At 46.6% G+C, this 14,049-nt stretch carries 2 protein-coding genes; one reads left to right on the top strand and one right to left on the bottom strand.

What is annotated here, in order from left to right; translation table 11 throughout:
• Positions 1–363 precede the first annotated feature (363 nt).
• Entirely contained in the window at positions 364–5,055 is a 4,692-nt protein-coding gene (locus tag HQN88_RS19815) for a X2-like carbohydrate binding domain-containing protein (RefSeq protein WP_173115746.1), read from the top strand.
• A gap of 257 nt (positions 5,056–5,312) precedes the next feature.
• On the opposite strand, the gene HQN88_RS19810 is transcribed toward HQN88_RS19815, so the two are convergent.
• Positions 5,313–13,961 (bottom strand): cadherin-like beta sandwich domain-containing protein, encoded by an 8,649-nt coding sequence (locus tag HQN88_RS19810; protein WP_173115744.1) that lies wholly within the window; start codon positions 13,959–13,961, stop codon positions 5,313–5,315.
• Between the last annotated feature and the right edge of the window lie 88 nt (positions 13,962–14,049).

Genomic DNA, 14,049 nt, shown 5'->3' with positions numbered 1-14,049 from the left:
AAAGATCGCCCTAATGAAAGGCTCTGCATGAGTCGCTTCTTATTCCGGCAAAATGATTTGCCATATTTACCGCCTCCCTTATAGATCTAAATTATAAGGGAGGTCCTACTCTACCCGCAAGTGTTGAGCCCAATGGAATAAATCCCAATATATCTACACTCTTATAATACGGTTTTTTGCAGTATGTATATCAAGCAATTTATAGAAATGAGATCTAATTCTTGTCAAAATTGGGTAATTGTACGGTTTAATGCAGAAGTGTACCTATCAATGCTCAGAATTTATCTTATATAATCGGTCGTGTGCAAGTGCGGTAACGCTTACATATAGAAATTAGTTCAACTACAAAGGAGACAAGTGAAGATGAAAAGCAGATTGCAACGCCGAAGAAAGCTCTGGCTGGGATTGCTGCTCGCCATCGTTGTCATCGCTCAGATTGGCTACGTCCCGTCTAGCGGTGGCGTGGTCAAGGCAGCCGACAATGGCTTAGCACAGAAGCCGTATATGGGCTGGAGCAGTTACAGTATGCAGGTCTACGATGGTCCATCTGGTAATTGGATTTCCGAAGCCAAGATCAAGAAGATGTCCGACGCCATGCACGAGAAACTTCAGGCACATGGATACAACTATATTAATATCGATGCAGGCTGGAACGGCAGCATGGATGAATACGGCAGACCCGTGCCAAGCACGACGCTTTATCCGGGAGGTTTCAAGAATCTCGTCAATTACATTCACGGTAATGGGCAGAAAATAGGCCTATATCTCATCCCCGGTGTCTCGCCTGACGCGGTAACCCAGAACTTGCCTATTTATAACGCACCTGGTTGTACGATCGGTGACATTGTTGTAAAACCTTACAAGTTCGCTGATTACTGGAACATCGGCTACAAAATTGATTTCAGCAATCCGTGTGCACAAAAATATATTGATTCCGTTGCGGATGAGATCGCCTCTTGGGGTGTAGATTTTGTCAAATTCGATAGTGTAACTCCTGGCTCCGGTCACAACGATGTCAGTATCGATGCACGCGATGATGTTAAAGCCTGGTCAACGGCGCTTAGTAGACACAATATTTGGTTTGAGTTGTCCTGGGCACTTGACCATAACTATGTGGATTATTGGAAAAAGTATGCTAATGGCTGGCGGGTCAATTGGGATGTGGAATCCTACGACCGCGAGGTTGGCATGACGCAATGGGCTAATATTGCGCGTTTATTCCCCGACGCTGCACTCTGGTGGCGAGATGCTGGACCGGGAGGCTGGAACGACTTCGACTCCCTGAATGTCGGCAACGGGTCTACCTCCGGTTTGACCAAAGACGAAAGACAAACGGCGGCAACGTTGTGGGCGGCTTCATCCGCTCAGTTCTATACAGGTGATGACCTGTCAAACCTCGATGCCTATGGTCTGGACTTACTTACGAACGACGAAGTCATCGCTGTCAATCAAGCTGGAAGACCCGTACACCCGGTATCTACCTCGACCAACCAACAAGTGTGGTATGCCAATAACGGTGATGGCACTTATACGGTAGCTCTTTTCAATCTTGGTAATAAAGCAGCGCCTGTTACCGTTAACTGGAGCGACATCGGTCTGAGTGGCTCTGCCTCCGTTCGCGACTTATGGAGCCATACCGAACTTGGTACCTATGCCTCTGGTTATGGTCCAGTTTCCTTGGAGCCGCACGCCTCGCGTTTATTCAAAGTAAAGGCGTTGGGAGGTAAATCCATCGTCAATGACGATGACACTGGCTTACGATACACAGGTACATGGACCCGCAATGGGGGTAAAGAACTGGCACGCGACGCCCAAGACTTGTCCATTGCCGTAACGGACTCCTCCCCCGCTCCTACTGCTCAGAGCGAAAATATATATTCAACGCAAGTAAATACCAATGTGGCCTCGGTCACTCATACCGTCTATCTTAACGACACGGACCCCTTGATCCAATATACGAATAAGTGGGGACATAACGGCGGAAGATCGGTGGGGAATTATCAAGCTGACGTTCATTATGGAGAATCCGACAATGGCACGCAGCCAGAGTTCAGCTATTCCTTCACGGGTACCGGTATTGATGTGCTCTCAGAACAAGGTCCATCTAATGGACGGATGGACGTTTACATCGATGGACAGCCGAAAGGAACTGTGGACACAGAAAGTACGCAGCAGTCGGGGCAATATTCAGTCTATCGTATCGCCGATCTTCCGCAGGGTACGCACACGTTGAGAGTAGTAAGAAACGGAAGCGGTCAGCATTATCTAATCCTGGACGCTTTGAAAGTGACTACCGAAACGTTATTAGGCCAACCTTCCGCGAACAATTTTAACAAAGATCAACCTGCTGACATCACCACTAGTCTTCTCTTTGGCGATAGCTCGCTGACAGGCATTAAGAATGGCTCAACCACGCTGCAGCTAAACACAGACTACACGATAACTGGTCACAATCTTATAACGATTAGAAAAGAATACCTACTCCAGCAGCCTTCGGGGAGCGCGGTCCAACTAGACTTCTTTTTTGCAGGCGGTGACTCGCAATCTCTCACAATCGAAGTTACTGGAACGTCGCTCTATCCTTCAACCGCCGTCTTTGACAAGAAAACATCCGCACAAGCGGACGTCTCTGCCACGCTAACACTTGGCGGCAGTAACACTTTGACAGGTATTATGAACGGCCCAGCCACCTTAACGTCTGGACAGGACTATACGGTTACTAATGGTGTGGTGAAAATTATGAAATCCTATTTGACCGGACAGCCTGTTGGACTAACGAATTTGACTTTCATGTTCAGTTCGGGTATACCGCAAACGCTGGCTATAACCGTCAGCAACTCGGCATCCCCTGGAAGATTCACCTACATCAACGACGACAACCCGGATATTCACTTCACTGGGGCTTGGAACCGCAGTACAAACCGTCCTTTTAACGATTACGGCAAGGACGTTCATTATGTAGAGCAAAATAACGACTTTTTTACCTATACATTTAATGGCACTGGCATTACCTATATAACTGAAATCGATCAGGGCCAGGGCGATGTGGATATCTTTATCGATGGTCAATTACACGGAACTGCTCATACGTACGGAGCGAATTCGCATAACGATGCTCAAAAGGAAGTCTACACCGTTATGAACTTGACACCTGGCATTCATACGCTGAAGGCCGTCAAAAAGTCTGGACAGTTCATGCTGCTTGATGCGCTTAAAGTACAGCAATCTGACCTCATTGACATCTCTGCCGCTGACTTCAACAAACAAACAGCCGCAGATGTGAGCGTTAACATCATCGGCAACGTTCAGAGTTTGCGCAGCATTTCCAACGGCACCACTGCACTCGTTACTCCAACCGATTATGAAATTAACGGCCATACAGTGACGATTAAAAAAGAGTACCTTGCTGTTCAAACTGTCGGTAACTTGAAGCTTACTTTTGCTTTTCAAGGTGATTATGCGGATGATGTTCATGTAACGTCCGTGAATGGAGACTCCTTCCTCTATACATTCACAGGAAGCGGAATTGAGATCCTCTCACCAACAGGTCCGGAATTGGGTGACATTGATATCTATATCGATAATCAATTGATGGATACCATCAATGCCCATTCGACCACTCGAAGTGCCGGAAATAGTCTTTACCATATCTCTTCACTTTCCAAAGGCTTTCACACCCTGAAAGCGGTCAAAAAGTCAGGCAGCTATATGCTTGTAGATGCGTTCAAATTCGATATTGCTACGGTTGAGAGTTCACCATCTGCACCGCAATCTGGCGGTGGCTTTGTAGGTGGCGGTACTGACACCAGCGCAGTAAATATCGTACGCACGACACAAGCTGATGGCTCAAGCAAAGAGGAAGTCAAGCTTTCGAGTGACAATACGAAAATGTTAATAAAAAAATCCCATACTTCTGGCGCCAAATCTGCTGTCATTTCCCTTCCCGCTAACAAAGATGACGTGGCCTTAACCAATATTGTAGTGAATAAAGATTCGCTCAGTTTGTTAAGTGACAGCGGACTTGGCCTAGACCTGGATACAGCTAATGTCAAAATTCAAATTCCGAACGACTCGCTGAAGAGTTTGAAGGATGACATTTATTTCAACCTTGTTCCCGTAAAATCCTCGAATGCAGGTAAAGCTTTGGAACAACGTGCCAATGCGGCGACTGTCGTGCTGAGCGTTGTTGGCGGCAAAAAAGCCGTGCTGGTTGGCCGTCCAGTAGACATTGTGACTAACCTGCAGAATCGTGAGGTTACCCTCATCCTCCCGCTCCCAGGAGATTTGAGTGATGCCGATATTCAGCAAATCGGTGTGTACATCGAACATAGCGATGGTACTATGGAGTTTAAAAAAGGTATCGTCACAACGTTCGAAGGCGGTCGCGGCATTCAATTTACGACAAGTAAATTCAGTACGTATGCGCTTCTGAAGGTTGATGGCAAGACATTATCCTTCTCGCATGAACCGTACATCCAAGGCTACGAAAACAACTTGTTCCATCCGGACAATCACATTACTCGCGCAGAAATGGCTATGATTCTCTCGCGTATAGCGACCAAGCAGGAATCAGGCAGCAGCAGCGAATATGTTGACATGGCAACAGATTATTGGGCTTACAACGCCATCGCCCAAGTATCACGAATGGGATTCATGCAAGGTTATGCAGACGGGACATTCAAACCAGAACAACCGATCACCAGGGCCGAAATGGCAGCTCTTGCTGCACGATTCGAGGTGAGCCTTACAGAGGCTGGGGCTGGCTTTACTGATACGGCCGGACTTTGGGCAGAAGATGCTATTAAAGCTGCTCAAGGTGCAGGCTTCTTGAAAGGCTACGAAGATGGCACGTTCAGCCCTGCCAAATCGCTCACGCGTGCAGAAGCTGTCGCCGTAATCAATCGTGTACTCGGTAGAGGACCTCTTTACGGTGTGAAGCACTCTCCTTGGGCAGATGTCCCGGACGATCATTGGGCAGCTTATGACATTGAGGAAGCTTCCGTCAGCCATGCGTTTGAGCCGTCAGCGGCAGGCGGAGAGAAATTTGTAAAATAATCCCAATCGCAATACAAACATCAGAAAGGGGCAGCCGATCAACTCCATCCGGTTGCCTTTTTCTGATACCCAATACAGTCAACAAACATGGGAATGATTTACAAAATCAGGACTCCATTTTCAAAACATATCTTCCTCGTCAATATTCAACTATCCTGTTCAAATTAATCATTCAATCTATACAACTCTCTCTACTATTCAAAATACAAAAAGCCCATGAGTGTATTAGACTCATGGGCTTTCGTGTTTACAACTTATTAATGACTAGGTACCACATATACACTGCCATCAGACAACACTTGTACGGTGCCGGAGGCTGATTCAATTTCACGCAGTGCCCAATGCTCCTGCGGTACATCCGGCCAGCTTGATGACTTAACGTCGGCTGTCGGTCGCCCGAACAATCGGTTTAATATCGTCACTGCTTCCGCACGATTCAATTGATTATCCGGCAGGAAGGTGCCGTCGGAATAGCCCTGCAAAATACCTGCTTGCGAAGCTTGCTTAATCGCTTCGAAAGCCCAGTGTGCTTGCGTATCGCTGTAACCTGCATTAGCAGTGTTTCCAGCTGCTCCAACTGGAAGCAGCCTAGCAGCGATGCTGGCAATCTCGCCGCGGGTAATCGCATCATTAGGGCGGAATCCGGTGTCATCGCCGAGCATAACACCTGCGCGCTGCATATTGGCAATGGCTTCTGCAGCCCAATGACCTTTGGCAACATCCGGATAACCACTAGGTTGTGCCGAAGCCAATGCATTATTGGACTTAGCAGCGCCAATACGATTCAAAATTGTCGCCAATTCCGCACGCGTAATGGCTTGCGAAGGGTGGAATGTGCCGTCTGGATAACCGGACAAATAAGGTTTCAGCGCTCCCGCTCCATTTTTCTGAATAATGGTAAACGTACTGAATTTACTTATCTCAATAGCAATACCGATTGGTTTGCCATCCGCATCATAACGGATTTCTCCTTGCTTGAGCACCTTTTCGCCGTCGCTATGTTCAATGTACACAGCTAGCCCATCCAGTACTTGTTTGGCCGCCGCTGCGTTTGCCGGCAAACTCAAGTTATTCAGCGGGAACACGACTTCCGTCTTGTATCCCGAATAGTTGGTCTCAATCTTAACAGGTTGACCGATTATGGTGACCGATCGACCTTCTGCATCTTTGAGTACAAGCTCAGCGGATTGCACGCGTGTTGCTACTTCGCTGCGCTCAGCCTCAGCACGGACTGGAACAATTCGGAAGTAAGCATCTTTTCCGTCTTTGCCCATTTGCTGTAATGACTCTGCAGATACGGTGATCTGTCCATCAGGCAGCACCAACTGTAGCGCCATCCCACCATCCGCGAGCAAGCTTACCGTTTCAGCATTTAAGCTGACAATTCGCTCATCTGCAGGACTATTTGGTAAGTCCGTTACATAGATGCGAGCAACATGATCCTTATTCTCTGCAGCTTTTTCCAAGATCTTATTTGCATCTGTGACACTCAACTTCACCGTATCCAGCGCTTTGCGATCTACCGATTGGGTTCGCACGATGTTGGTTTGGAATGTCCAACCTCCCGAACTTCCTGCAACAGTCGTTTGGCGGATACTAGTATCACTAGATTCCTGTACACGTTTTACGTCGACGGAATATGTCTGAGAGGACTTCAGATCAGCTGATTCCACATTGACGATAATGGTATTGTTTCCAATTTCAATAGCAGGAGTAAAAGTACCGCCGCCTTTACGTTTTACATTCCGCACCGTTACAGTCGCCTCTGGATCATTGGTAACTGCCTTAATAGACGCGTTGTAGCTTTCAGTTACTGAAAGCGTTCCGTATTTAAGCTTGTATGGCGTGAAAGCACCTTCCAACAATGTATCTGCCTCTAAACTCGCCAGTAATGGCGGCTGACCAGGCACTGTCTGCTTACGCAATACAGAAACTGCATAGGAGAGCGCGGTACCATCTTGAGCTTCCACCTTAATAGTAAAGGTTTGTGCCTCCTTCGTAAATGGAAGCGACAAGACTGTTCCGTTCGTTACCTTTTGACCATTGATATAGATGACTGCATCCGATTGAGCAGCAACTGGCAGAAGCTTAAACTCACCAGCTGTATAAGGTACAAGAACCTCATAATTGGATACGGCTGGGTTGAAGTCAGCTAACACCTGAGCTCCGTCAGTAGCAAGTCCCAAGCTTTGCAATTGCGCATTACCGCTTTCTTTTCGAACTACAGTTACTTGGTAGTTACGTGTTTGCGATCCGTCTGGTGAGGTCACAACCACTGGGACTTGATTCTCGCCAACTTGCAGCTGAATCGCCTGAGAAGCTTGCCCGCCCTGAACGGATTGACCTTTGACTTTAATGCCTGAACCGGCTTTGATTGCACCAGGTGTCAAGGTTACCGTGTCCACGGTATTATCCACATAAACGGCATAGTTTTCTTCCGTCCCTGTGAAGGCTTTCGCCGGAAGTACATCTCCCGGTTGCGATGCCGTCGCATTATTCAACTTCAATGTTGTCAATAATGCTTCTTTGGAACCTGTTCCATCAAGAGTTAGTGTGTAGAACTTATCACCTGCGCTAGCAGAATGAACTTTGATGGATACCGATTTTCCAGCAGCAGGTACTTCAACATCAACATAACCGCTCTCTGGAACTGTTGTGCCGTCGATCGTCACGACCGAAGTAGCAGCCATCGGAACTGCATACACACGAACATTGTCTGAATAAGCTACTGCTTGATATGCGGTTGTACCGAATTGATACGGCGCACTCATCTGCGCATTGCCTGTTGTCAGTGCCGCAAGATCGCTAGGAGTTGCCGGAATCGCCTCAGGTATACCTCGAATGATCTCAAATCCATACTCGGTTTTGTTGCCAACCCCGTCCGTAGCCGTCATCTTAAACTGTACGCGATCCGTCGATGCTCCCCACGCTAATGGTGCGTAGTAATAGAATTTGCCTTTTTCATCCAAGGGAACATTCGTACCATTCACCACAAGCTTAGCTCCCGCATCCGTTTGACCAGTTATATACATTCTGCTCATATCTGTGATAATACCATTCAGGGAAATGGGCTTGCCTTGCGCGTCATTGCCACCGGAAGCGATCAACATCGGTCCAGTACGGTCAACGAACACTTTGCGGTATGCCGTAGAGCGGTCACCGCGCTCATTCGCAGATTCAACCAACACGTTATATTCCCGTTCTTTCAATACCGCAACTCCAAGCAGATCTTGCAGAACAAATGTGGCAGTTCCTCCTGCTGTTACTTGTTCATTGCTGCCAAGCTGCTGTCCGTTTACGAACAAAGTCACAGTAGCGTCTTGATCAGCCTTCACCTTCAAGGAGGCTTGTTCGGCTGCAGTAAGCATCAACTTCTCTTTATTTCCGTCGTATGATGTGTACGCTTGTTCTACGACTGCTTTTGCGCCAGCATCAATCGCAACTGATAACGTTGGCGGTTGTGGAACTGGCAAATCTGCCAATACACTTGAAGACGTCGGGCTGAGCACAATATGTCCTTGCTCATTACCAATAGCTGAGACAGAGATATCGTATTTTTTACCAGAAGTTAACTCGGTAATAACAGCATTCTGTTCACTTCCCGCTTGAGGCGGCAGATCCATGATTGGAACTGCAGCTTTGCCACTCGTGCTTTCACTAGCCCAAATGCGATAAGCTGTCACATCACCTGCAATGGAAGCCCAACGCAAGGATATTTCTCCATTTCCAGTAGAAAGCACCTCAGGCTGCTCAGGTGTACTTAGCGAAATAGGAGCAGTCACCTCTACAGTTGCTTCCGTAATAACATGGATAGGTGCTTTATCTGCACTTTCGCCTACAACAGAAAGAGAATAAGTTCCAGGCATCAAGGAAGTCGGAAGATCAATAGCTTTACTGCCGGATGATGGCAACCCGCTTTGAATAACTTCTCCAACCCATTGATCAGCACTGTCTGTTAGCATCATGGTTACTTGCGCATCAGACGATGCATTCTCCATAGACCACGATACTTGAATACGATTTTCCACGCCAGCCACAGCGTTCACTGAAGCTTTAATTTCAGGCAGAGGAATTAATTTTTGAATTTGCAGATCAACTTTTGTAGCGTTTTGAATTATCCATTTACCAGCTGACGCATTCAGGAGCGACACATATAGTGTATCCCTGCCATCATTCACTGGATTTGGTGTGGAGATCTTCGTCTGTTGGAGCGGATCTCCGCTTGAGTTTGAACTTGAAACTCGGTCTGATGCCGGCTGTAAATAGGCGTTACCATCAGGAGCATCGAAGTTCAGTGTGTACGGCGAACCGTCAGGTGCTGTAATGACAGTATCAGCATTGCCGCCGCTCACCGTTAGCATATAATTGCCATTCTCAGCAATTTCAAGATATTTGCTGAATCGACCTTCCATCGCCAATGGTTTAATTGACTTGAACTTTCTAGTTGACTTGTAGGCAATAACACTTGTATAAGAGTTGCTTACAACTTTCCACTGTCCCTTCAAATCAACATCGTCTAGGAAAATTGTTTTCTTTTGCTGCGATTCATCATACAGAACATTCATTCCTGGCAAACTCTTATTAGGTTGAAGCGTGTAAAGATCACCTTTTGGCGTGTACAGTTTGGTCTGTTCATTTGCGCCATAAATCTCTACGATCGCTTGGCCATTATCTGTCTGAGTCATGTCAAACACGGTAGGATAAACTTGATCTTGCACCCACTGCTGAACATCCTCTATTTTCGTTTTGGACGGTACGCTGTTTAATACGGCGCTTGGACTTGTGCCTGCGCTGATCATCCAAGTTCCTGCCTCAACCGCATCCACCAAAGTGTACACGTAACCCTTATCTTCAAAAGCATTCCAATCTGGTTCGTTCTGTGATGTCTGTAAACTATAAGGCCGTCCATCTGGCTTATAGACAATAATATCACCTTGAGCTTCACCAACTTTAAGGACGTAGCTTCCACGCTCTGTCACTGTAAGAGAAGTAACCGAGCGATCTGGTGTTAGCGACCACAGCTTCGCCAATTCATCCAACTTCAGCGCCTCGCTGGCAAATAACAGTTCATTCACTTGGATATGACTATTACCGCTTGTTGTCAGACTCCATTTGCCTGCAAACAACGCTACACGCATATAAGTCATTTGGCTGTCAGCATCATAGCTGATTTCTGGATACACGGTCTGCTCATAACTTTGCTTAGATGCGGTACTTTTTAGTGCAGCAGTTCGTTGATCTCCTTTTAAGGCAATAAGTGCCGTGTAGGAACGATCTACCGTAAAAGTAGCTGTCGACTTCCCGCTTGATGCATTCGTTTCTGTTGTGATCAGAGGCGTTTGACCCACTGACGTGAGCTGTCCATTCACAATGCGCGCTTTCGCATCGATATGAACTGACTCATCCGGTTGGAAAGACAAACTAACCGGTGTTAGATCAAAGACTCGTTTCAGCGGATTGGCAGAAGCAATTCTAACATCATTCAACGTTTTGCCCGAATCTGTATTCCTTAGGAACAATTCTTCCGCAATGTCCAGCCATGGTTCTGCTGCGTCCATAAAATCAGAAACATTGTTCACGAAATCCAGACCTTTTTCCCACCAAGACTTCTTAGGCGGCTCTGCTTCCACTTCGAACAGAATCGTATTGTTATTGAATGTATACTTCAGATTAGCGCCTACTCCGTTATGTCTGAAAGTACCATTAATGCCTTTTTCATTTACACTAAGCGCAACGTTACTCACGGTTGCTCCGCCAATACGCGGAATCCCTTTTGGAACATACACTGTTCCTTTAATAGCACCGTTGAATCCCTTTTGATTAAAAGAGTACGTGCCAATTGCTCCTTTGACGACTTCAAAAAGGTTGATGTCGCCTTTCGTTGCAAAGCCCGGTGCAGAAAATCCTTTGATTCCAGCGGTTGCTGGATTCACTACCGTTTGCATGTCCATGTTCTTCACTGGCAGCCAATAGTAGTATTCAATTCCACTGCCATTAAAGCCGTAGTTCGATAGATTCATATCAATAGAATCGGTACCGATTAGATTAAACTTGTAATTGGCCTGCGGATGCTTCATTTCAGGAACAATAAGATCGTTCACAGATCCAGTGACACTGAACTTCTGAGGAATCTGCGATTTCTCTGCAAGTTTGTCCACATTGCCGAATAGATAATTGACTTGTAGACCTGTCGAAGCAAGCTTCACTTTTTTGTACATGCCAAAACTTACGGCATCCAAGCGTCCTTGTTTGGTTTTCATATTTAAGTCGAAACTTAAGTTCGTATCTGGTAAGCTGCCTGTTCCCTGAACACCTACATAAGGAATGCGGCTTTCCACAACGAATTTCGTATCACTTGCTTTGATTGGGCCCACCTGAAAGCTATTCTTCATCGTGTAGGTACCCGACAAATCAAAGCGGTTGTTACGGAATTGCAGGCCATCAAACGGCACCGTTTCCTTAACCTTTTGAGTTCCTACTTGCAAACCGATTTCCAGATCACCAGTTAAACGCAGACCGTCCTTTGTAAAAATAAACGAGCTTGCTTTGACCGGCATATCCATGTTCAAGTAGTCCGTCGCTTGCGAGCCGCTCAAATCCAAAGCGAACTTGTCTGACGTGATGGTAAACGGCCCCTCATGAATCGTGTAAGACACATTCGAACCGAGTGCTCCACCGCCGTTGACATATAAGCGGCCATCGCCAGTTATTGTCGCTGGTTGTTTTGTTTTGTCCACCTTAAGGCTCGTTCCCTTGAACATCACCGAGTCGTTAATGATTACCGGTTCAGTAGTGTCATTAAGTGTATAGAGACCAGGCTCTTCTGGAGTCTCCGTGAACGGCCCCTGCAGACCAAGACTGTCTGCCTCATTGCTAGCAGACGAGCTAGGCACATCTACTCTAGCAAAGTTTCTTGGTTTGTAGAAGTCTAGTGCGGTTATCATCAAACCTTCAGTAAATACATAATCTTCATAGAAATCATGCTCCAGGTGTATATCATATTTGCCCGGCGGCAATTCATCCTTCCATGTCAATTCCAACTGGCGTTCATTAATAATATTGTAAATAAGGGGATATTGCGTGCCGTCCTTACCTTGCAAATAGTAATGAATATCTGCTAGCGGTTTACGAAGTAAATTAGGTATACCTACACCGATTGCGACCAATCGCATCTTATCTTTCACATGCAGAACTGAAGCTCCTACGCGGTCAATATCGACATCCGGTTTTACCATACTCGGATCATCTTTCATAATAAATCGTTTTATTTCCGTGTAGCTCTTACCAATTTCATTCGTTGCATAGCCACGCGTTTCATATTCTTGATGCCACGTAAGGCCTTTTAATTCTACCGTAAAGGAGCTCGTCCCTTCTTCTGTACCCGTATACGGTACTTTAACCCAATCGCCGAATTTCTCTGCTGTAGTTCCATCACTTGGAAAATACTCTCGGTACTCTACCCCTCGTGCTGTAATGTCTTTCGTTCCATCATCATAAACATTCGTAATTACACTGACGATATCATTCGTATGCTTTGGATCAAACTGAAGGATCGGATCCACCGTAAGCTTAACACCTGGCGCTGTCGGAGGCGTATATCCGTACAGCCAAGTTTCGTTCATAATAGCTGCAGGCTCAGCACCGACTTTAGCGCCGAAAACCATATCCATGATCATAATTTCATCGCGATTTCCACCGAACATGATGAAATTTTTGCCGTCAAACGCCATGTTGGCATTGGTTAACGGGAATGGCACTTGATTGGGTTTCCCCTGGACCTCATAAACCTTTCCCTTATCGTCCATATTACTTTTATACATAACTCCGGTGGAGAATTTCAACGGAGCAGTTTCCCACTTAGTTCCATTCCAGCCATAAGCCATACTCCCCCTCGTAGGTGGATACGTGCTCGATGGCAGCTTTAATCTCGAAACCAATTCGTTAGTATACGTATGAACATAATCACGTTCTCCGCCAAAAAAGACAACACGCCGTCCATCGTAGGCCATCGCCTGCCCCCAACGTCCGTACCCCTCTGGACCAGCTATTGAAGTCCAGTTATTTGCTTCCCGATCCCATTTCCATAATAATGGAGAGCTGTCATCGTGCGTGATCGTTTTCGTTGTTTTCGTACCTTCACTCGTATACTCTTTCGTAATAGAGCCTGAGTTCCCACCGTAAAGCACAGCAGTTTTGCCGTCAAAAGCCATCTGCCCGCCATACTCAGCAGGCGGCTTATCTGCAGGCGTAGCCTGAGTCCAGCCAGTTCCATCCCACAGCCAAGTATCATCCTGAAGATGCTTGGAACTTCCGCTGCCTGAATATCCGCCGAACAGAATCAACTGATCGCCGTTATAGGCAAGCTGAGCGCCTCCGCGAGCTATCGGAGAGTCAGTAAGCCCTTGAACTTGCTCCCACTTGGCATCTATACCATCCCAAAGCCAAGTATCACCTAGCAGCGTGCCGGACTGACCCTCGCCTCCGAATAAAAGAACTTTCCCCGTGGCTGGATCATAAGCCATGGCTGCGCCCTTTCGTTTTGATGGAGAAGGAGTTAGATGTTGAAGTTCCTGCCATGTTTTCTCATAGCCATTCCAAATCCAGGTCTCATCGAAAAGGCCGCTATTCCCCTGACCTCCGAACATGACTACATTCTCAACCATCTCGTCAAAGACCATGGCTGCACCCTGTCTTGCACCAGGTGAAAGATTCGTTGTTACTCTCTGCCACGTATAATCCGTAATTTTTGTTGCAGGACCGTATGTATTCTGCAGCACTGTGTTAGTCCCGGGAGCCACATCTTTAGCTTGAGCTACACTCGAACCGCCGTGCAAGAACGGTATGAACTGCAATAGCAATGCAGCAATTAATAGTTTGGCCAATCCGGCTTTCCGACGTCTATTCAACGTTTATTCCTCTTTTCCTAGTTTTTCATCAACAGTTGCACAAAGGTAGTTCTAAAACACCCCTCCTCAATACCTATAAATTGTTGGT

This window comes from Paenibacillus qinlingensis, assembly GCF_013204845.1.
GTDB classification, from domain to species: domain Bacteria; phylum Bacillota; class Bacilli; order Paenibacillales; family NBRC-103111; genus Paenibacillus_E; species Paenibacillus_E qinlingensis.
The sequence above is the reverse complement of the archived record's forward strand: the minus strand, read 5'-3'. Positions and strand labels throughout refer to the sequence as shown.

Coding starts and splice junctions, on each gene's coding strand:
- HQN88_RS19815 (WP_173115746.1), top strand. CDS start 364: ATGAAAAGCAGATTGCAACGCCGAAGAAAGCTCTGGCTGGGATTGCTG.